A 19,222-nucleotide genomic window follows, 5' to 3' on the forward strand; every position below is an offset into this window, starting at 1 on the left:
CCGCGATCCGGTGGGCAACATCATCTGGTTCCGCAGCCACGGGCGGCTGTTTCGGCGCGAATACCCGGTCTGACGCTCGCCGACCGTCGCCGCGCGTCACGCCAGCGTGGCACTCACCGTTGACCGTCACTCTGGCGTGACGCTCGGCGCAACGATACGCCATTGCGCGACAACGCAATCCAGCCCAGCGTCGCCAGCGCCGCCAGCGCGTAAACCAGCCCGGCCCAGGCCAGATACCAGGGCCGGCTGATCACCCAGATAGTCGGCTGCGCGAAGCTCAGCAACCACGGCACGCCGATCAGAGTCAGCACCAGCCAGCCCCACCCCAGAATCTTGGCGCCGAGGCGTTCCCGCAGCGGCCCGTGCAGCAACCACATCATCAGCGGCACCAGCCACACCCAATGGTGCGTCCAGGAGATCGGCGAGAGCAGCAGCCCGAACACCTCGACCACCAGCAGCCGGCCGAGCGAATCGGAGGCGTCCAGCGCGCGCCAGGCCAGTACGGCAAGCACCAGTGTGACACCGATCGCCGTCAGAACCAGCGGCCCGTAGCCCGCGTCGTATCCGAGGATGCGCGAAATCGCGCCGCGCCAGGACTGATTGAACGAGGTGGCGATCGGCCCCACCCGGCGCGCATCGCCCAGCAGGTCGGTGAAGTAGTACCGAGCCTGGTCGCCGACGACGAACAGCGATACCCCGATCGTCAGCAGAAAGGTGGACAGCGAGAACAGCGCCGCCGACCACCGGCGCGCCCCGAGCAAATAGACCCCGGCGATCGCCGGCGTCAGCTTGACACCGGCCGCAAGCCCGACCAGCAACCCCGACAACCACCACCGGGTGGTGTAGACGGCCCACAGCACCGCCAACACCAGGAACACGTTGATCTGGCCGTAGTCGAAGTTGCTGCGCAACGGTTCGATCCAGATCGTCACCGCGGTCCACAGCATGGCGGCGCGCCGGTCTGCGGCGGTGCCCATCAGTCGCTGACTGACCCGCACCACGCCGTACAGCGCCGCAACGATGGCCGCCTGCCACAGGAAGGCCAGCAATCCGAACGGCACCACGTGCAGTGGGTAGAAGATCACCGCGGCGAACGGCGGATAGGTGAAGGGCAGCGGGAAGTCCGGCGTCTGGTCGGCGTAGACGTAGCTGTACAGGGTGCCGGGATGGTTGAGCGCCGCCGCGCCGCCCACATAGACGTGCAGGTCCACGAAGTTGGCGCCGTTGGGCGCCAGATAGGTCCAGGCGAACCGCGCAACGACGCTGAGGATCATCAGCGGCGCCGCCAGGCCGGCCTTCCGGGCGGGTGCCGCCACAGCGGCCGAAGTGGTGTCGATTTGACCGACTTTAGCGACCGCGCCGGGTGTCGGGCCGTTGATAACGGCCAGGACACAAATCGCAGGTGGTCGATCACCGCCGCCACTCGTATCGGTAACGATCAAATAAATGCCACACGTGTCACTTGAGTCACTTCTGTACCACGATAGCTTCGGCTTCAGGTCCTGTGGGGGCCTGGAATAGCCCGTTGAAGACAACCAGGGAGAGTCATGCCAACCATCTGGACTTACGTACGTGCCGGCGCAGTATTGGTCGGTTCGTCCGCCGCATTGCTGACGGGCGGCATCGCCCACGCCGACCCAGCGCCCGCCCCGGCGCAACCCAACATTCCGCAGCAGCTGATCGCCTCGGCCGCCAACGCACCGCAGATTCTGCAGAACCTGGCGACCGCCCTCGGCGCAACCCCGCCGGTGCAAGGCACCTCGCCGGCACCCCAGGGAGTGCTGCGCGCGCCGGACCCGGCTCCCGCTGCCCCCGGTGGACTGAACCTGCCCTCGGTGCTGCCCGGCGCCAGCGCACCAGGGCCCTCGACCGCTCCTGCCACGGTTCCGCAGATTCCCGGCGTGAACACCCCGATTCCGGGCATCACCGCGCCGGCGGCGGCCGCACCTGCGCCCGCACCTGCTGGGGTGCCGTCCATTCCCGGTGTGAACACGCCCATTCCGGCGCTCGCGGCACCGGCACCGGCCGCGCCCGCGCCGGCTGCGGTGCCGTCCATTCCCGGGGTGAACACCCCGATCCCGGGCATCACCGCTCCGGTCACTCCGGCGGCCGCGCCCGCGCCTGCGATTCCGGGCCTGGCGTCGGCGATACCGGGTCTTGCCGCACCGGCGGCAGCGGCGCCTGCGGCTCCGGCTTCCGCACTGCCGGGGTTGGCCTCGGCCCTGCCGGGCTTGGCGCAGGCGGCACTCCCGGGCCTGACGTCCAGCATTCCTGGATTGGCACCGGCGTCTCCGGCCCCGGGTGCCACTGCACCCGCACCCGCGGGACCGCCGCAGACGCTGCTCGCGGCGCTGCCCTGAGCCATCTCATCTGACGGCTGACCTACCACCAACAACGGGAGAGAGAACACACCGTGGCAAGCACTTGGAGTCTGTCCAAAGGTTTGGCCGCAGTCGTCGTCACATCGGCTGCCGCGTTCGCGCTTTGTCCGAGCGCGGCAGCCGACCCCGCGACGCCGCCGCCCAACCCCACCCAACAGCTCCCTGGGCTGCCCGCGTTGGCCGAGTTGAGCCCGATCATCCAGCAGGCCGCGGGTAACCCGGCGCAGGCGACCCAGCTCCTGATGGCCGCGGCCCAGGCATTCGCCCACAGCCCGACGGCACCCGCAGAGGCCAAGAACGTCGCCACCTCGGTCAACCAGTTCGTCGCGGACCCGGCGATTCCGGTCGCCGGTACGCCCCATCACGGCGGACCGGCGATTGCTGCGGGTGTGACGCCGCCGGCGCCGGAGGCGGCGCCAGTTCCGGAAGCGGCGCCGGTGCCACACGTGCCTCCGCCGGGAGTGGAGCCGGGCACCCTGCCGCACCTACCGACGGGGGTTGACCCCAACCACGCGGCGGGCCCCGCGCCCGCCGCACCGGCGCCCGCTCCGGCGGCTCCTGCTCCGGCGGCGGCGCCCGCGCCTGCTCCCGCGGCGGCGCCCGCGCCTGCCCCGTCGGCGGCACCCGCGCCTGCTCCCGCACCGGCGCCGGCCGCTGCTCCGGCGCCCGTCGCTGCTCCGGCGCCCGTCGCCGCTCCGGCGGCGGTTGCCGCTCCGGCTCCCGCGCCCGCCCCGGCCGCGGCGCCGGCTCCTGCCCCGGCTCCCGCTCCGGCGGCGGCGGCCGCGGCACCGGCATTCGGTCCGGACGCCCCGCCCACGCAGGACTTCATGTACCCCTCGATCGGCACCAACTGCCTCGGCGATGGCACCAGCGCACTGGCGACCGCGCTGTCAGTGGCAGGGCCGGCAAGCATCCCGACGCCCGGTCCCGGCGCCGGCCAGACCGCCTACGTGTTCACCGCCGTCGGCACCCCCGGGCCCGCGGAGGTGCAGCGGCTGCCGCTGAACGTCACCTGGGTGAACCTGACCACCGGCAAGTCCGGGACGGCCACTCTCAAGCCGCGCACGGACATCAATGGAGACGGACCGACGACGCTGACCGCGATCGTCGACACCGGTTCGGGCAGCATCATGTCGACGATCTTCGGCCAGGTCACCACGAAAGAGCGTCAGTGCCAGTTCATGCCCACCATCGGCTCGACGGTGGTGCCCTGACGGGTGCAGCTGCTCGCGAGCGCGCGCGAAAGTACGCCGCAGACGGCGTGTCCGTGTACCGACACGCGCGCTCGCGGACGGACTGCTAGTAGGCCATGAAGAGAATGGCGTCCCGGTCGTACTCGAGACCAGGGTGCACGCTGGCGAGGTGAGCCTGCGTCAGTTCGACCAGCTCGTCCTCGTCCTTGCCGGTAATGGCCTCACCGCACGGACAGGTTATGTGTGTCTTCACGTGGTCGCCTTTCCTTTGGCTTCGGCTTTCATCTGCTTCTTGTACGACCGCACCCGCCCCAGCGACTCGGCATCGACGATGTCGGCGACCGAGATGTGGGTGCCCGATTTGCCGAACTCACCCGCCGCGGCCCGCCAGCCCTTCGGGGTCACGCCGTATTGCTTGCCCAGTAGCGCCAGAAAGATCTGCGCCTTCTGCTCGCCGAAGCCGGGCAGGGCTTTGAGCCGACGCAACACCTCTTTGCCGTCGGGATCGCCTGCGGTCCACAACGCCGCCGCGTCCCCCTCGTACCGGTCCACAATGATCTGCGCAAGCGTCTGGATGCGCTTGGCCATCGACCCCGGAAAGCGATGGATGGCAGGCTTTTCCGAGCACAGCGCGGCGAACTTGTCCGGGTCGTACTCGGCGATGTCGGCGGCATCGATGCCGCCCATCCGGTCCGCGATTTTCTTCGGCCCGGCGAACGCCGTCTCCATCGGGACCTGCTGATCGAGCAACATACCGACGAGCAACGCGAAAGGATTGGCGTCCAGCAGAGCGTCGGCGGCCGGTTCTTGGACGAGCTGCAGTTTCGGCACGCACTCAGTGTAGAACCGCCTGTTCGGACCATCGCCGCAGCATCGAATCTGCGGCGAAGTCAGCTATCCTGCAACCCTTTTAGCCGCTCTTGCGGCGAAACTCCCGACGGTTTCCCACGGCACCGTGCGCCCGCGACTGCTTGCCGCCGGAATCCTTGTGGTCGGAGCCGCCCGACGACTTGGCCGTCTTGCGCTCCAGAGCCTCCCGGAACTTGCGCTTGTTCTCGTCCTCGGCGGACTCGCTTTCCGGGGCATTCGATTCAGCCATGCCCAGCAGCCTATCGCCTACCGGGCGGCATGCCGTAGACATGCGAGATCGGCAGCGTCAGCAAGACGCGCCGGTCGGTGACCATGGCCTCGCGATACTCGTCCCAGTCCGGATGTTCGCCAGCGATGTTGCGATACAAGGCAATCAGCGCCTCGACCGTGTCGTCGTCCGGTGCGGCGGCCGGCGGGGTCAGTTCGGCAATCCCTTCTGCGACGGCATACGACCAGCCGTCGTCGGCGTCCACCAGAAGCGATGCCCGCGGATCGCGGCGCAGGTTGCGCGTCTTGGCCCGTGGTTCGGTCACCGACACCTGCAACACCAGATTCCGCGCATCGAAGTGATACTGCACGTTGGACAACTGGGGGCGTCCGTCCCGCTTGATGGTGGCCAGCACCCCAATCGAGTTGCAACTGATCACGGCCAACAACTTGTCGTCGAAGACTTGGCGTCCCATTCCGAAAGCCTACGTCGCGTTGCATCATTCTCCGACGGGCTGCTGGAATCGATTCATGACCAAGTACGCGGCATTCTTGCGTGGCGTCAACGTCGGCGGCGCCAACCTGAAGATGGCCGAGGTGGCCGACGCGCTGGCCAAGGCGGGATTCAAAAATGTGCGCACCATCCTGGCCAGCGGCAATGTGGTGCTGGAGTCGGACTCGGGTGTCGCCGCGGTGCGCAAGGCGGCCGAAGGCGCGCTGCGGGAGCGGTTCGGGTACGACGCGTGGGTGCTCGCCTACGACATCGAGACGGTGCGTGGCATCGACCGGGCCTACCCGTTCGAGCGTGAGGTCGAGGGATACCAGTCCTACGTCACCTTCGTCACCGAGGCCGACGTGCTCGACGAACTGGCCGGACTCACCGCCGGCCCCCGGGAACGGATCCAGCGCGGCGAGGGCGTCATCTACTGGCAGGTGCCCAAGGGCGGCACCCTGGACAGCACCATCGGACAGACCATGGGCAAGAAGCGCTACAAGTCGTCGACCACGACTCGCAACCTGCGCACGCTGGCTAAGGTGCTGAAATGAGCGAGCCCGGACGCGAACCACACAAGGTCGATCTGACCGGTGTCTCCGAGACGGCACTGCTCACGCTGAACGCCAGGGCCACCGAGGCGCGCCGCCCCGACGCGATCATCGAGGATCCGATGGCCGTCGCCCTGGTCGATGCGATCGACTTCGACTTCGCCAAGTTCGGCCGCACCGGCCAGGACATCGCGCTGCGGGCTCGCGCGTTCGACTGCGCCGCGCAGTCTTACCTGAGGGGTCATCCCAAGGCGACGGTGGTGGCGCTGGCCGAAGGGTTGCAAACCAGCTTCTGGCGGTTGGATGCGGCGCTTGCCGATAGCGAATTCCGTTGGCTCACAGTGGACTTACCGCCGATTATCGACATCCGGTCGCAGCTGCTCCCGGCGTCGCCGCGGATATCGGTGCGCGCGCAATCTGCGCTGGACTACAGCTGGATGGACGCCGTCGACCCGTCCGACGGGGTGTTCATCACCGCCGAGGGGTTGCTGATGTACTTGCAGCCCGAGCAGTCCATGGAGTTGATCACCGAGTGCGCCAAACACTTTCCCGGTGGTCAGATGATGTTCGACCTGCCGCCGCGCTGGTTCACCATGTGGACCCGGCTGGGCTTGCGCACCTCGTTGCGCTACACGGTGCCGACGATGCCGTTCAGCCTGTCCGTCGCAGAGGCCGCAAATCTGTTGCACATCGTGCCGGGCGTCACCGCCGTCCGCGACGTGCATCTGCCGCCGGGCCGTGGCCTGCTGCTCAACACCGCAATGTCGGCCATCTACAGCGTTCCGCTGCTGGATCCGGTGCGGCCGAATCTGACCGTGTTGGAGTTCTAGGTTGGAGTTCTAGTCGTCCGGCACGTTGGTCAGGTAGCGCATCGCATCGGACTTGGTCAGCCCCAGTGCCCGTGCGACTTCGACGTATTCCTTGGCGGCGGCTGCCATCGCGGCATCGGTGGGGTCGAAGCGGGAGATGAAAGTGCCGAAGCGGCCGCGGGTTTCGACGATGGCTGCGGATTCGAGTTCGCGGTAGGCGCGGGCCACGGTGTTGGCGGCGACGCCGAGTTGGCCGGCCAGGTCGCGCACCGTCGGCAACCGGGTGCCGGGCGGTAGCGAACCCGCGCGGACACCGTCGATCACCTGGGTTCTGAGCTGGTCGAACAGCGGCTTGCCTGCCTTGACGTCGACCTTCAACAAATCGCGCAACTCCACACAACCAGTATTGCCCACGCACAGCTATCTTTGTGGGATGCGAGTGGTGGTGCTTAGCGGCGCGGGGATCTCCGCGGAAAGCGGAGTGCCGACCTTCCGTGACGACAAGAACGGCCTATGGGCCCGCTTCGATCCCTACGAACTGTCCAGTGTTCAGGGTTGGGAGAGCAATCCCGAACGCGTGTGGGGTTGGTACCTGTGGCGCCACTACTTGGTGGCCGACGTCCAGCCCAACGAGGGTCACCGGGCGATCGCGCAGTGGCAGGACCACCCGGAAGTCTCCGCGGTCACCGTCGTCACCCAGAACGTCGACGATCTGCATGAGCGCGCCGGCAGCAAAACAGTCCATCACCTGCACGGCAGCCTGTTCGAATTCCGTTGTGCGCGTTGCAATATGCGCTACAGCGAGCCGTTGCCGGTGATGACCGAAGCCGCCATCGAGGTAGAGCCGCCGGTGTGCCGCTGCGGTGGGCTGATCCGGCCGGACATCGTCTGGTTCGGCGAGATGCTGCCCCAGGGTCCCTGGCAGAGCGCGCTGGAGGCCACCGAAACCGCCGACCTGGTGGTGGTGGTCGGCACCTCGGCCGTGGTCTACCCGGCCGCCGGACTACCCGAACTGGCGGTGGCCCGCGGCATACCGGTGATCGAGGTCAATCCGGAACCCACCCCGTTGACCAGCAGCGTCAACCTCAGCATCCGGGAGTCGGCGAGCACGGCGTTGCCCGGCCTGCTGGAACGGTTGCCGGCGCTGTTGAAGTAGCGGGCTCAGGGCCGCCGCGCGCGGCCCAACGCCAGCTCCGACACCGGTAGCGGCGCCCACGCCGGCAATGTCCATTCGTGCCGTGACTCGGTGATCTCGAAGCCGGCGTCGACGATCGACCGTTCGGTATCGCGGTGCGTGTGACAGTTACCCAACATCCGCGGCCAGACCGTGGCGTCGGCCAATCGCTGCAGTCGGCCGCGGGCGCCCGCACTGGCGATGTGCTCGAGGAAGCGCAACTCGCCGCCCGGCCGCAACAGGGAGCGCAGCCGTCGCAGCACCGCGACCTGGTCGTGCACCGAGCACAGGACCAGCGAACACACCACCGCGTCGAACGCTTCCCCGGCGCTGAACTCCTCGGCGGCGACGCTGGTCACCTCGACCGGGATGGGAGCGTCTGCCGCCGCGGCCCTGGCTTTTGCCACCAGCCGCGGTTCGGGCTCGACGGCGACCACCCGCGTGACGGTGTCGGGGTAGTAAGCGAAGTTCGTCCCGCTGCCCGCACCGACTTCGAGCACCCGACCGGACAGCCCGGCCAGATTCTCCCGGCGCAGGGCGCGAACCGATTCGGCCTCGTGGGCGGCGAAAATGGGCCACACCCGGGCGAAGAACGGATTCTGCACCTCAGCCATTGCGGGTCACCGAAGCGTGGATCTCCTGCCCGTTGCGCCCACTCGAAACCTTGGCCGCGCCGGATTCACTTTCGGCGGCCGGACCCGCGGTCGCGGAGCCTTCGACAGCGCCGCCCTCGCTGATCCCGAACCGCTCGTGCAGCCACACCAACGGCTTGGGCGCCCACCAGTTCCAGCGACCCATGATGTGCATGAAGGCCGGAACCAGGACCATGCGCACCAGGGTGGCATCGGCGATCACCGCGAGGGTCAGCCCCAGCCCGAACATTCGCATGAACGACACGTGCGCGGCGATCAACGCGGCGAACGACATCGACATGACCAACGCGGCGGCGGTGATCACCCGGCCAGTGCGGGCCACGCCGAGCGCCACGCTCTCGTCGTTGGCGGCGTGCGCCTGCTTGGCGGTCGGCTTGGCGGGGCGCGCCGCGCCCGACGCCAGCCAGTACTCGCGGATGCGGGAGACCAGGAAGACCTCGTAGTCCATCGACAACCCGAACGCGATGCAGAACAACAGCACGGGCATGTTCGCCACCAGCGTGCCGCTCGGAGTGGTGCCCATGGCCCCGAGGTGGCCGTCCTGGAATATCCACACCAGCGCACCGAAGGCGGCCGTCAACGAGAGCACGTTGAGTATCAGCGCCTTCAGCGGCAGCACCACGCTGCCGGTCAGCAGGAACAGCAGAACGAAAGTCACCACCGCCATCAGGCCCAGCACCAGCGGCAACCGGTCGGTCACCGCGTCGACGCTGTCCCGGTTGACCTGCGCGACACCCGCCAGCTCCACCGAGCGGCCGGCCGGCGGCGCCACCTGGTGCAACCGCCTGAGCTGCTCGTCGGAGGCTTGCGAGAACAACGGCGCCGTGCTGCTCACTGTCAGCAGGGCGCTGCCGTCCTTGATTCCGGTGGGCCCGACGGGCGGCCCAGCCGGCTTGCCGTTGATGAAGGTCCCGCCAGGTGCGGAGACGGCGGGCACGTCGGGAACCAGTGACAGGTCGGCCGCGTACTTGTCCAGGTCCGTCGGATCGAGGCCGCGGGCGTCGAGCATGACGATCGGCACCGCCCGTTCGGAGTCGCGGCTGAAGTTGTTCCGCAGCTGGTCTCCCACCTGATGCGACGACGCCGACGTCGGCAGCACCCGGTCGTCGGGGAAGCCCCATTTGACCGAGATGAAAGGCAGTCCGAGCAGTAGGAGCAGCGCGACGACCGCCGTGCCGATCGGGAGCCAGAAGCGCATGACGAACTTGCTCGATCGGTACCAGAACAACTGCTCGACGGGCTTGTGCACCGGTTCGGGCCGGCGCAATATCCGGCGCACCAGGCGACGCACGTCGAAGGAGTCCAGCCGGGAGCCCATCAGCACGATCGCCGCCGGTGTCACCACGATGGAGGCGGTTGCGACAAACGCGACGGTCGCGACGCCCGCGTAGGCGAACGACTTGAGGAAGTACATCGGGAACGCCACCGTCGCGGCCATCGACAGCGCGACCGTGACCGCCGAGAACAGCACCGTGCGACCCGAGGTGGCCATCGTCCGGATCAGCGCCTCGTCGCGGTCGCAACCTTCGGCCAGTTCGTCGCGATAGCGGCTGATGATCAGCAGCGTGTAGTCGATGGCCAGCGCCAGGCCCAGCGCGGTGCTCAAGTTGAGCGCGAAGATCGACACCTCAGTGGTGAAGGTGACCAGTCGCAGCACCGACATCGACCCGACAACCGCGAGGGCGCCCAGCGCCATCGGCAACGCCGCCGCCAGCAAGCCACCGAACACCCAGACCAGTACCAGGAAGCTGAATGGGATGGCGATCATCTCCATGACCAGCAGGTCGGCCTGGTTCTGCTTGTTGATCTGGGCGTATTCCATGGCCGAGCCGCCGGCCCGGACGGTGACCCCGTCCCGGTCGTGGACGATGTCGTCGCTCAGGGTCTGAGCGTTCTTCTGCGCGTCGTTCTCGCCGCCCTTGAGGTTGACGACGATCAGCCCGGACTTACCGTCCTTGCTGATCAGGTCGGCCGCGGCTTCCGGCGGCGCGGTCCAGGCCGACGAGACGTTGTAGACCAGCGGCGATCTGCTCAGCTGTCCAACCAGTTCGGTACCCACCGCGCGGGCCTTGTCGCTGCGCGCCCCGTCGGGCGCGGTGACCAGGATCATCATCTGCTGGCCGCTTTGCCCGAACTTGTCGCTCAGGGTGGCGATCGCACGGGCGGATTCGGAGTTGGGATCCTGGAATCCGCCCGGGGACAAGCTGTTGGCAACCGGAATGCCGAAGACCGCCGCGGCGACGAAAACCAGGAGGGCAATGGCGATGATCCGCCGCGGTGCCGCCAGAGCCAGTCGAGCGATCCACTGCAGCATTTCGTGTCCCTCCGCCGCAGGCGCCAACCATCCCGAAGGAGCCCCCGCAGCCTCGATAAAACGCGATGTTTACCCACGCTAACGTACAGATGTCAAACAACACCCGCGCCCTATTTACGGGTATAGCCCCGGAACGGTTCATCCGGAGGCCAAATGGGTATTCTCGGCCGTCGCCGGGCAACCTACCGGTCGGTAAGAATTGCCACCATTTTCCGAATCGTGACTCACCGAATCCTTAAAGCGGGCTTTTACGCTCAGTGTCATGTGGATCGACGACACCAGTGCCGATGTCATCAAGGCTGACTTCGAGGCTCTCTACCACGGCGACATGCTGGTGGAAGGTGAGACCTCGGAGCAATTCGAAGACTGGCAACCCCTGCCGACAGCGAGCTGAGGTAACACCATGGGCGTAATTGCACGACTTTTGATGGCAGAACCGACCGCCACACGTTGGTTCCGTCGGTAGCGAACCCGTGTCGTCGTTGAAGCCCCCCGCAATCGCGGGGGGCTTTTTCGTCGCCTTAACCGACTAGCGAGCCGCCTACCGCGGCGCCATCCGGATCGCACCGTCCAGCCGGATGACCTCGCCGTTGAGCATCGGGTTCTCCACGATGTGCTGAGCCAGCGCGCCGTACTCGTCCGGGTCGCCCAACCGGGCCGGGTGCGGAACTTGCTTACCCAGCGACTTCTGCGCCTCCTCGGGCAGCGAACCGAGCAGCGGCGTCTTGAACAGACCGGGCGCGATGGTGACCACCCGGATGAGCTCGCGGGAAAGGTCCCGCGCGATGGGCAGCGTCATGCCGACCACGCCACCCTTTGACGCCGAGTAAGCAGCCTGGCCGATCTGGCCGTCGAATGCCGCGACCGACGCGGTGTTGATGATGACGCCACGCTCCGGGCTCGTCTCGGGACCGATCGGCTCGGTCTTGGCGATCCGCTCGGCGGCCAGCCGCAGCACGTTGAAGGTGCCGATCAGGTTGACCTCGACCACCTTCTTGAAGCCGTCCAGCGGAAACGGGCCGTCTTTGGAAAGCGTCTTGATGGCGTTGCCGATGCCGGCGCAGTTGACGTTGATGCGTACCGGGCCCAGGGACTCAGCGGTGTCGAGCGCCTTGGTGACGCCGGCCTCGTCGGTGACGTTGGTCTGCACGAAGTGTGCCCGCTCGCCCAGCTCCTGGACTGCTTCCTCACCTTTGAGATCGAGCACCACCACCTGCGCCCCGGCGTCGAGCAACCGCTTCGTCGTCGCCAGACCCAAGCCCGATGCGCCTCCCGTGACGACGGCTACGGCGTCCCTGATCTCCATGCGAGTCCTTCCTCCAACTTGTGTGGCCGCGTGGCCCTACCTACTGGTTGGTTGGGACTATACCCAGTCGTTGAGAAGGGCTTCGATGTCACCCACCTGCGCCGGGCGTGGGGTCTCCGCGGGGGTGCGCGAGAACCGCGGGGCCGGCATGGGCTGCAGGTTGCCGTCCACTTCGTACAGTGTGTTGCGCTCGGCGATGTGCGGCTCGGTGTTCGCCTCCCCGAAAGCCAGTACCGGCGTCACACAGGCGTCGGAGTCCGCGAAGACCTTGGCCCAGTGGTCGCGGTCGCGGCTGCCGAACGCCTCGGTGAGCACCGCTCGCAACTCGGGCCACCGGGTGACGTCGTTTTGCGGCGGGAGCGTCGCGGCGTCCAGTCCCAGCCCTTGGATCATCGCGGCGTAGAACTGCGGTTCGATCGCGCCGACCGCGACGTAGCGGCCGTCGGCGCACTCGTAGGTGTCGTAGTAAGGGGCGCCGCCGTCGAGCATGTTGGTGCCGCGCACGTCGGTCCACATGCCCGAGGCCCGCATCTGCCACATCATCTGCACCAGCACGCTGGACCCGTCGACCATTGCGGCGTCCACCACCTGGCCCTTGCCCGAGGTCTGCCGCTCCCAGAGCGCCGACAGGATGCCGAGCAGCAGGAACATCGAGCCGCCGCCGAAGTCGCCGACCAGGTTCAGCGGCGGCACCGGGCGCTCGTTGACCCGGCCGATCGAGTGCAGGATGCCGTTCAGCGAGATGTAGTTGATGTCGTGGCCGGCCTGCTGGCTGCGCGGGCCGGTCTGGCCCCAGCCGGTCATCCGGGCATAGATCAGCCGGTCGTTGACCTTGGCGCAGTCGTCGGGCCCCAGGCCAAGGCGCTCGGTGACGCCGGGCCGGTAGCCCTCGATCAGCACGTCGGCCTTCGCGACGAGCTTGAGCACCGCTTGGCGGCCCTCGTCGGACTTGAGGTCGGCGGTCACGACGCGGCGGTTACGGCTCATCGCGTCTTTGACGACGCCGCCCGGCGCGCCCGACGGGCGATCGACCCGCACCACGTCGGCGCCGAGGTCGCCCAGGATCATCGCGGCGTGCGGGCCCGGCCCGATCCCCGACAGTTCGACTACTCGCAATCCACTCAGCGGTCCCGCCATGGGAATACCGACCTTTCGTCCGCTCTGACGTCCTCGACCCGCGCTCCGGGCCGAACAACCGGTTGATTGCATCTTGGCAGCCGCGCCCGACGCGGTTGCAGGCCGGGGGCTTCGTGGCGATCGCAAGCGCGGCGAAGCCGGGCGCAGCGGGTCGCCGCCATCCGCCTAATCTAAAGCGCATGTCCGAATCTGGAATCGCCACTCTCGCGCCCGTCGAGGGTCTCGACGTCGACCTGACCGACGGCGTGCTCGCACTGACCATCAACCGGCCCGACAGCCTCAATTCGCTGATCATCCCGGTGATCACCGGCCTGGCCGATGCGATGGAACGTGCGGCCACCGACCCGGCCGTGCGGGTGGTCCGCCTGAGTGGCGCCGGCCGCGGGTTCAGTTCGGGTGCCGGCATCAGCGCCGACGACATGTCCGGTGGCGGCGGTGTGCCGCCCGACGAGATCATCCTGGAGATCAATCGCCTGATCCGCGCCATCACTGCCTTGCCGCGCCCGGTAGTGGCCGTCGTGCAGGGACCGGCGGCCGGCGTCGGCGTGTCGATCGCGCTGGCCTGCGATGTCGTATTGGCTTCGGAGAAAGCATTTTTCATGCTGGCGTTCACCAAGATCGGGCTGATGCCCGACGGCGGCGCCTCGGCCCTGATCGCGGCCGCGGTCGGCCGGATCCGCGCCCTGAAAATGGCCCTGCTGCCCGAGCGGTTGACCGCCGCCGAGGCGTTGTCGTGGGGCTTGGTCAGCGAGGTCTATCCGGCCGAGGAGTTCGACGCCGAGGTGGACAAGGTGATCGCCCGGTTGCTGTCGGGTCCCGCGGTGGCCTTCGCCAAGACCAAGGGCGCTATCAACGCGGCCACCCTGACCGAACTGGACGCCACCCTGGAACGCGAGTTCGACGGCCAATCCGGGCTGTTGCAGGCACCCGATTTCAAGGAGGGCACCAAGGCTTTCCAGGAACGCCGCGCTCCCAGCTTCACCGACTCCTGAGTTAGATCGCCTGAAACCGGGCAATCCCCGGGTGTGACGTCTGAGCGAGTTCGTTGTCTGGTGACCGGTGCAACCGGTTACGTCGGCGCGCGGTTGGCGCCGCGCCTGCTGGACGAGGGGCACTCGGTGCGCGCGCTGGCACGAAAACCGGAGAAGCTGGACGACGTACCGTGGCGTTCCCGAGCCGAGGTCGCACAGGGCGACTTGAGCGACGCCGACTCGCTGGTGAAGGCTTTTGACGGGATCGACGTCGTCTACTACCTGGTCCACTCGATGGGCGGCTCGAAAGACTTCGCCGCCGAGGAAGAGCGCGCCGTCCGAAATGTGGTGACGGCCGCCAAACGCACCGGCGTGCGCCGGATCGTGTATCTGGGTGGCTTGCATCCGGACAACAGCCAGCTCTCGCCGCACCTCGAATCGCGCAAGGCGGTCGGCGACCGCCTGATCGAGTCCGGCATCGAGACGGTCGTGCTGCAGGCGGGCGTGGTCGTCGGCTCGGGGTCCGCGTCCTTCGAGATGATCCGGCACCTCACCGACCGGTTGCCGGTGATGACCACGCCGAAATGGGTGCACAACAAGATCCAGCCGATCGCGGTCCGCGACGTGCTGTACTACCTGGTCGCGGCCGCCACCGCCGAGGTACCCGGTTCGCGGACCTGGGATATCGGCGGACCGGACGTGCTGGAGTACGGCGACATGATGCAGGTGTACGCCGAAGAGGCCGGGCTCAGTAGGCGCCGCATGATCGTGTTGCCGTTCCTGACTCCGACCATCGCCAGCCTGTGGGTTGGCACGGTGACCCCGATTCCGTCCGGCCTGGCGCGTCCGCTGGTCGAGTCGCTGGAATGCGATGCGGTGATGCGCAACAACGACATTGACTCGGTCATCAAGCGACCACCGAACGGGCTGACCAGCTACCGGCAGGCGGTCGCGACGGCGCTGGACCGCGCCGGCCGCGGTCTACCGGAACCGACCTGGGCCTCGTTGCAGTCCGAACCCGGCGAGCCACTGCCCAGCGACCCGGCCTGGGCCGGCGAGATCGTCTACACCGACGAGCAGACCCGCGTCACCTCCGCCGCGCCGGGTGACGTCTGGAAGGCGGCGGAAAGTGCTGTGAGCCAACGGCGTTGGCGCTCGTTTCCGGTTGGGCCGCAGCGCGGCCGTGCGGCCCAACGCTGGCGGATCGCGGAAAGCGAGCCGGGCACCATGTTGCGGTTGCAGGCGGAGGTGCGCGCGCCCGCGCAGGCATGGCTGGAAATCAGCGTCGAACCGAGCGACAGCGGTGGCAGCAAGTACACGCAGCGGGCCGTGGTGATCCCCCGCGGCATCGCCGGGCGGTTCTACTGGTTTCTGTTGCTGCCCGTGCACGGCGCCGCGCTGCGCGCGTTAGCCGGCAATGTCGCCGGTCCGGCCTGACGCGCTAGACACCAAACATCGGCGGCAACACCAGCACCATGATCAGCCCCCACACGAAGTGGGTCAGCATCGGCGCCAGGATCCCGCCGGTGGCCCGGCGCTCCAAAGCGCATACGGTGCCAAGGATTATCGCCGCGAAGCCCAGCATCGGGTTGCCGCTGGCCAGCGTGGCGCAAATGTAGAAGACGGTCGAGATGACCACCGGAGAGTGCCGGCCGAGCGCACTGTAGAGCGCGCCGCGGAAGAACATCTCCTCGGCGATGCCGTTGATCAGAGTGATCAGCACGACCAGCCAGAAAGCGCCTTGGTTGGCGTACCTCAGTACATGCGTGATGAACTCGGCGATGACGGGGATCTCCCGGGCCACCAGCCCGCCGACCACGAACACACCACCCAGCAACACACCGACGGTGGTGCCGGTGATCACCGGGCGTTGATTACGGCCCCGCCAGCAGATGCCGCCCAGATGCAGCGGGCCCGAGAAGAACGAGCCGACCATCCACACCGCGGCCAGCAACAGCGTCAGCCAATAGAACGCGGGATCGCCTGGCTTCTGTCGCAACGAAAAGCCCAGCACGACGGCGCCGATCACCAGCGTGACCGCGACGACAACCCGACGGCGCCGGACCACGCCGGGCGATTCATGATGCGGCACAGCGACATTGACGATCGCCCGGCGCAACTCGTCGAAGACGCTACGTTGCGGGCACGGCGCCGTTGGCTGACTCATGCAGGGCGAACCTTCGGGGCCAGGGACAGCAGGACGTCGAGATAGGTCCGCACCGCCCCGGCCACCGGGCCGGGGACCAAGTTCACCAGACCCAGTGTGTGGCGTGCGAAGGGCGGCGTGATCATGCGGGCCAGCCTACGGATGCGCAGTGCATCGCCGCCCGCCCATCCCGGGTCGGTGTCGGCGAGGTCGTGCGGATCCGCCAACTCGTTGACCGGCCGCGCCGACCGCTGGGTGCCGGCGAGCGCCAGCGCCATGGATTCGTCCACACCCAGCAGGCCGCCAGGCGGGTCGGGCACCAGACCCCGCAGGCCGCTGCCGGACGCCCTCATCGGGTGATCCAGCGACTCGACCAGGTCGCCGGCCAGACCCGGCGGCACGGGCAGCGCCAGTGCGGTGACCCGCGAGGCCAGCGCGGTGTTGATTCCCACCACCGGCAAGGCGGCGCGCCACCGCCCGGAGTTACGTGCGTACGCCTTGTACAGCCCGCGATAGGACGTGGTCTCCGGCCCGGCGATGTCGTAGGCGCCGGCAGGCACCTGGTCGGGATCGGCCGCGGCGACGAGGTAGTGCAGGACGTCGCGGATGGAGATCGGATCGATCGGGTTCTCCATCCAGTTCGGCATCGGCATCACCGGGAACCGGTCCGCCACATACCGCAGCATCTCGAACGACGTCGATCCGGCGCCGATGATGATCGCCGCGCCCAGCCACACCAGTTCGGGACCGTTCTCCACGCTGAGTGCCTCGGCCACCTCGGCGCGACTGGTCAGGTGCTCGGACAGCGCTTCGTCCTCCGGAACGAAGCCGCCGAGATAGACGATGCGGCGCACGCCGGCCTCCTTGGCCGCGGCCGCCATGTTCGCGGCCGCCTTGCGGTCCGCGTCGCGGAAATCGGCCTGCCCGATGCCGTGCACCAGGTAGTAGACCACCTCGACCGGGTCACCGCTTTCAGCGGCGGAGGTAAAGGCCGCGTTCAGCGACAACGGGTCGGCGGCATCGAGCGCGACCGGGGTGACCTCGCGATACCAGCCGAACTCCTTGAGGCGAGCCAGTTTCCGGCTGGCTACCACCACCTGGTGGCCCTCTGCCAGCAACGCGGTCACCAGCCGCGAACCGATATATCCGGTGGCTCCTGTCACCAGAATCCGCATATTTCCAACCTAACCATTCCGCTGTTGGGGTCGTTCGAGTCCCCTGACACATACCCCGGTCGCTGTCAGTGCAAATCTGCGCTGGTCAGGGCGGCAATTGAACCCAGCCGACGGCGGCACCGTCAGTTTCGTATGCCCAGCAGCACCACCAAGTCAGGGTTGAACCCGGCGATAGCGGGTGTGGCCGTCAAGTTCCCGCGGCACCTGCATAGTCAGGAGGACACCGTCGCCGCGCTGGTTGACTTCGCCGGTCCGGAGTTCAAACGGTTCGCGATGCGCAGCGGTGTGCAGTCCCGGCACACCGCCCTGCCGCTGTCGCGTTATTCGCAGCTGAGCGGCTTCACCGAGGCGAACGACGCCTTCGTCGACGTTGCACTCGACCTGGCCGAAGAGGCGTTACTGGAAGCGCTCCGGCGAGCAGATGTGGAACCGTCCGAGGTTGACATCGTGTTCTCGACGACGGTCACCGGCCTCGCGGTACCGACGCTCGAGGCCCGGCTGGCCTCCCGGGTGGGCTTGCGCCAGGACATCAAACGGGTCCCGCTGTTCGGCCTCGGCTGTGTCGCGGGCGCCGCCGGGGTGGCCCGGATGCACGACTATCTGCGGGCGTTTCCCGACCAGGTCGGCGTGCTGTTGGCGGTCGAGTTATGTTCGCTGACCATTCAGCGGGAAGATAACTCTGTGGCCAACCTGGTGGCTTCCAGCTTGTTCGGCGACGGCGCTGCCGCCGTCGTCACCAAGGGCGCCCATCGGGCGACCGGCGGCGGGGTGCGCCCCCGCGTCCTGGCAACGCGCAGCCGGCTCTATCCCGACACCGAAGACGTGATGGGGTGGAACATCGGCAGCGACGGCTTCCGCATCGTGCTGTCGGTGGACGTTGCGACGGTGACGGAGAAGTACTTGGGCGACGACGTCCGCAACTTCCTGGCCGACCACGGCCTGACCGTCGACGACGTGTCCACCTGGGTGTGCCACCCCGGCGGACCCCGGGTGATAGAAGCCGTCGAGAAAGGACTTGGGCTGCCCAACGACGCGCTGGACTATACTCGAGAATCGTTGCGCGCCAACGGTAATCTGTCTTCGGTTTCGGTGCTGGACGTGCTGGGAGCGAACATGGCCGATCCGCCGCCGGCCGGGTCGATCGGACTGATGATCGCGATGGGTCCGGCCTTCTGCTCGGAGTTGGTGCTCTTATTGTGGTGACGACGATGTATTACGTACTGATCTGGGCCGTCGTGCTGGAACGATTGGCCGAGTTGGTGGTGTCCCGGCGCAACGCCCAGTGGTCATTTGCCCAAGGCGGCAAGGAGTTCGGCCGTCCCCACTACGTGGTGATGGTGATCCTGCATACCGCGCTGCTGGTCGGCTGCCTCGTCGAGCCGGCCGCGCTGCACCGGCCTTTCCTGCCCTGGCTGGGTTGGCCGATGTTGGTCATCGCGGTGCTGTGCCAGGGTCTGCGGTGGTGGTGCATCACCTCGCTGGGCAAGCGGTGGAACACCCGGGTGATCGTGCTGCCCCACGAGCCGTTGGTGGTACGCGGCCCGTACCGGTACCTGCACCACCCGAATTATGTTGCGGTGGTGGTCGAAGGAATCGCGTTGCCGTTGGTGCACACCGCGTGGTTGACGGCGGTGTGCTTCACGGTGGCCAACGCGGCGCTGTTGTCGGTCCGATTGCGGGTGGAGAACTCGGTGCTGGGGTACACATGACCGACTACGACGCTGATCTGCTAGTCGTCGGTGGCGGGCCCGGCGGGCCGCCCCCCCGGTTACAGGCGCGCAGGCAAGGACTTTCGGTGCTGGTGGCCGAGCCGCGCGAGAACCCGATCGACACCGAGCGTGG

At 67.6% G+C, this 19,222-nt stretch carries 22 protein-coding genes and 1 pseudogene; 11 read left to right on the plus strand and 12 right to left on the minus strand.

Going from position 1 to position 19,222, the window contains the following annotated elements; all coding sequences use genetic code 11:
* Window positions 1-113: 113 nt before the first annotated feature.
* Complete coding sequence (locus tag A9X01_RS03345; protein ID WP_172832437.1) at window positions 114-1,388, minus strand: mannosyltransferase; 1,275 nt, start codon at window positions 1,386-1,388, stop codon at window positions 114-116.
* 159 nt (window positions 1,389-1,547) lie between these two features.
* On the opposite strand from A9X01_RS03345, the gene A9X01_RS03350 reads away from it, so the two are divergent.
* Together A9X01_RS03350 and A9X01_RS03355 are read left to right on the plus strand one after the other, a co-directional pair.
* Window positions 1,548-2,360, plus strand: a complete 813-nt coding sequence (locus A9X01_RS03350) for a hypothetical protein (protein ID WP_065119280.1) — start codon at window positions 1,548-1,550, stop codon at window positions 2,358-2,360.
* Window positions 2,361-2,377: 17 nt separating this feature from the next.
* Window positions 2,378-3,595, plus strand: coding sequence for an Rv1157c family protein (locus A9X01_RS03355; protein WP_155771904.1), 1,218 nt, complete (start codon window positions 2,378-2,380; stop codon window positions 3,593-3,595).
* 85 nt (window positions 3,596-3,680) lie between these two features.
* On the opposite strand, the gene A9X01_RS03360 is transcribed toward A9X01_RS03355, so the two are convergent.
* From A9X01_RS03360 to A9X01_RS03375, 4 genes are all read right to left on the minus strand, one after another.
* On the minus strand, window positions 3,681-3,827 hold the full coding sequence (locus A9X01_RS03360) for a DUF1059 domain-containing protein (RefSeq protein ID WP_065037196.1): 147 nt from the start codon (window positions 3,825-3,827) through the stop codon (window positions 3,681-3,683).
* Window positions 3,824-4,405, minus strand: coding sequence for an HhH-GPD-type base excision DNA repair protein (locus A9X01_RS03365; protein WP_065119282.1), 582 nt, complete (start codon window positions 4,403-4,405; stop codon window positions 3,824-3,826). Before A9X01_RS03365 ends, A9X01_RS03360 begins: the two co-directional genes overlap by 4 nt.
* 79 nt (window positions 4,406-4,484) lie before the next feature.
* Complete coding sequence (locus A9X01_RS03370) at window positions 4,485-4,673, minus strand: DUF5302 domain-containing protein (protein ID WP_065119283.1); 189 nt, start codon at window positions 4,671-4,673, stop codon at window positions 4,485-4,487.
* 10 nt (window positions 4,674-4,683) lie between these two features.
* Window positions 4,684-5,127 carry a PPOX class F420-dependent oxidoreductase gene (locus A9X01_RS03375; protein ID WP_065119284.1) on the minus strand — a complete coding sequence of 148 codons (444 nt, stop codon included), beginning with the start codon at window positions 5,125-5,127 and terminating at the stop codon, window positions 4,684-4,686.
* Window positions 5,128-5,182: 55 nt separating this feature from the next.
* Between A9X01_RS03375 and A9X01_RS03380 the strand changes: the two genes are divergently transcribed.
* The gene (locus A9X01_RS03380) at window positions 5,183-5,698 is read left to right on the plus strand and encodes a DUF1697 domain-containing protein (RefSeq protein WP_065119285.1); all 516 of its coding nucleotides are present in this window, start codon (window positions 5,183-5,185) and stop codon (window positions 5,696-5,698) included.
* Complete coding sequence (locus A9X01_RS03385) at window positions 5,695-6,525, plus strand: class I SAM-dependent methyltransferase (RefSeq protein WP_065119286.1); 831 nt, start codon at window positions 5,695-5,697, stop codon at window positions 6,523-6,525. The genes A9X01_RS03380 and A9X01_RS03385 overlap by 4 nt, the downstream gene beginning before the upstream one ends.
* Before the next feature lie 9 nt (window positions 6,526-6,534).
* Here A9X01_RS03385 and A9X01_RS03390 read toward each other — a convergent pair whose 3' ends face one another.
* Complete coding sequence (locus A9X01_RS03390) at window positions 6,535-6,900, minus strand: Rv1152 family transcriptional regulator (RefSeq protein WP_065037202.1); 366 nt, start codon at window positions 6,898-6,900, stop codon at window positions 6,535-6,537.
* Between the two features lie 37 nt (window positions 6,901-6,937).
* Here A9X01_RS03390 and A9X01_RS03395 point away from each other — a divergent pair, with 37 nt between their 5' ends.
* Window positions 6,938-7,660, plus strand: coding sequence for an NAD-dependent deacylase (locus A9X01_RS03395; protein WP_065119287.1), 723 nt, complete (start codon window positions 6,938-6,940; stop codon window positions 7,658-7,660).
* Between the two features lie 5 nt (window positions 7,661-7,665).
* On the opposite strand, the gene A9X01_RS03400 is transcribed toward A9X01_RS03395, so the two are convergent.
* Together A9X01_RS03400 and A9X01_RS03405 are read right to left on the minus strand one after the other, a co-directional pair.
* Window positions 7,666-8,292, minus strand: a complete 627-nt coding sequence (locus A9X01_RS03400; RefSeq protein ID WP_065119288.1) for a methyltransferase domain-containing protein — start codon at window positions 8,290-8,292, stop codon at window positions 7,666-7,668.
* Window positions 8,285-10,645, minus strand: coding sequence for an MMPL family transporter (locus A9X01_RS03405; protein WP_065119289.1), 2,361 nt, complete (start codon window positions 10,643-10,645; stop codon window positions 8,285-8,287). The genes A9X01_RS03400 and A9X01_RS03405 overlap by 8 nt, the downstream gene beginning before the upstream one ends.
* A gap of 262 nt (window positions 10,646-10,907) precedes the next feature.
* Between A9X01_RS03405 and A9X01_RS31765 the strand changes: the two genes are divergently transcribed.
* A complete protein-coding gene (locus tag A9X01_RS31765; RefSeq protein WP_142277073.1) occupies window positions 10,908-11,039 on the plus strand; it encodes a hypothetical protein in 132 nt (43 codons plus the stop codon).
* A gap of 147 nt (window positions 11,040-11,186) precedes the next feature.
* Here A9X01_RS31765 and A9X01_RS03410 read toward each other — a convergent pair whose 3' ends face one another.
* Window positions 11,187-11,951 (minus strand): 3-hydroxyacyl-CoA dehydrogenase, encoded by a 765-nt coding sequence (locus tag A9X01_RS03410; RefSeq protein WP_065119290.1) that lies wholly within the window; start codon window positions 11,949-11,951, stop codon window positions 11,187-11,189.
* A gap of 57 nt (window positions 11,952-12,008) precedes the next feature.
* Window positions 12,009-13,088, minus strand: coding sequence for a CaiB/BaiF CoA transferase family protein (locus A9X01_RS03415; protein WP_065119291.1), 1,080 nt, complete (start codon window positions 13,086-13,088; stop codon window positions 12,009-12,011).
* A 179-nt stretch (window positions 13,089-13,267) separates the two neighbouring features.
* On the opposite strand from A9X01_RS03415, the gene A9X01_RS03420 reads away from it, so the two are divergent.
* Window positions 13,268-14,080, plus strand: a complete 813-nt coding sequence (locus tag A9X01_RS03420) for an enoyl-CoA hydratase (protein WP_065119292.1) — start codon at window positions 13,268-13,270, stop codon at window positions 14,078-14,080.
* Window positions 14,081-14,113: 33 nt separating this feature from the next.
* Entirely contained in the window at window positions 14,114-15,496 is a 1,383-nt protein-coding gene (locus A9X01_RS03425; RefSeq protein WP_065119293.1) for a DUF2867 domain-containing protein, read from the plus strand.
* A 4-nt stretch (window positions 15,497-15,500) separates the two neighbouring features.
* Here the strand turns inward: A9X01_RS03425 and A9X01_RS03430 are convergent, their stop codons facing one another.
* Both A9X01_RS03430 and A9X01_RS03435 read right to left on the minus strand, forming a co-directional pair.
* Entirely contained in the window at window positions 15,501-16,226 is a 726-nt protein-coding gene (locus A9X01_RS03430; RefSeq protein WP_065119294.1) for a CPBP family intramembrane glutamic endopeptidase, read from the minus strand.
* Window positions 16,223-17,380, minus strand: a complete 1,158-nt coding sequence (locus A9X01_RS03435) for an NAD(P)H-binding protein (RefSeq protein WP_065119295.1) — start codon at window positions 17,378-17,380, stop codon at window positions 16,223-16,225. Before A9X01_RS03435 ends, A9X01_RS03430 begins: the two co-directional genes overlap by 4 nt.
* A 132-nt stretch (window positions 17,381-17,512) precedes the next feature.
* Here A9X01_RS03435 and A9X01_RS03440 point away from each other — a divergent pair, with 132 nt between their 5' ends.
* The 3 genes and pseudogenes from A9X01_RS03440 to A9X01_RS29655 all read left to right on the plus strand — a co-directional run.
* Window positions 17,513-18,583: a type III polyketide synthase gene (locus tag A9X01_RS03440; protein WP_065119296.1), complete on the plus strand. Its 1,071-nt coding sequence runs from the start codon at window positions 17,513-17,515 to the stop codon at window positions 18,581-18,583.
* A gap of 5 nt (window positions 18,584-18,588) precedes the next feature.
* Window positions 18,589-19,089 (plus strand): isoprenylcysteine carboxyl methyltransferase family protein, encoded by a 501-nt coding sequence (locus A9X01_RS03445; protein WP_065119298.1) that lies wholly within the window; start codon window positions 18,589-18,591, stop codon window positions 19,087-19,089.
* Window positions 19,086-19,222 (plus strand): annotated as a pseudogene (locus A9X01_RS29655) (monooxygenase); the annotation flags it as partial. The gene A9X01_RS03445 and the pseudogene A9X01_RS29655, both read left to right, overlap by 4 nt.

The sequence above is a fragment of the Mycobacterium asiaticum genome (genome assembly GCF_001668675.1).
GTDB classification, from domain to species: domain Bacteria; phylum Actinomycetota; class Actinomycetes; order Mycobacteriales; family Mycobacteriaceae; genus Mycobacterium; species Mycobacterium asiaticum_D.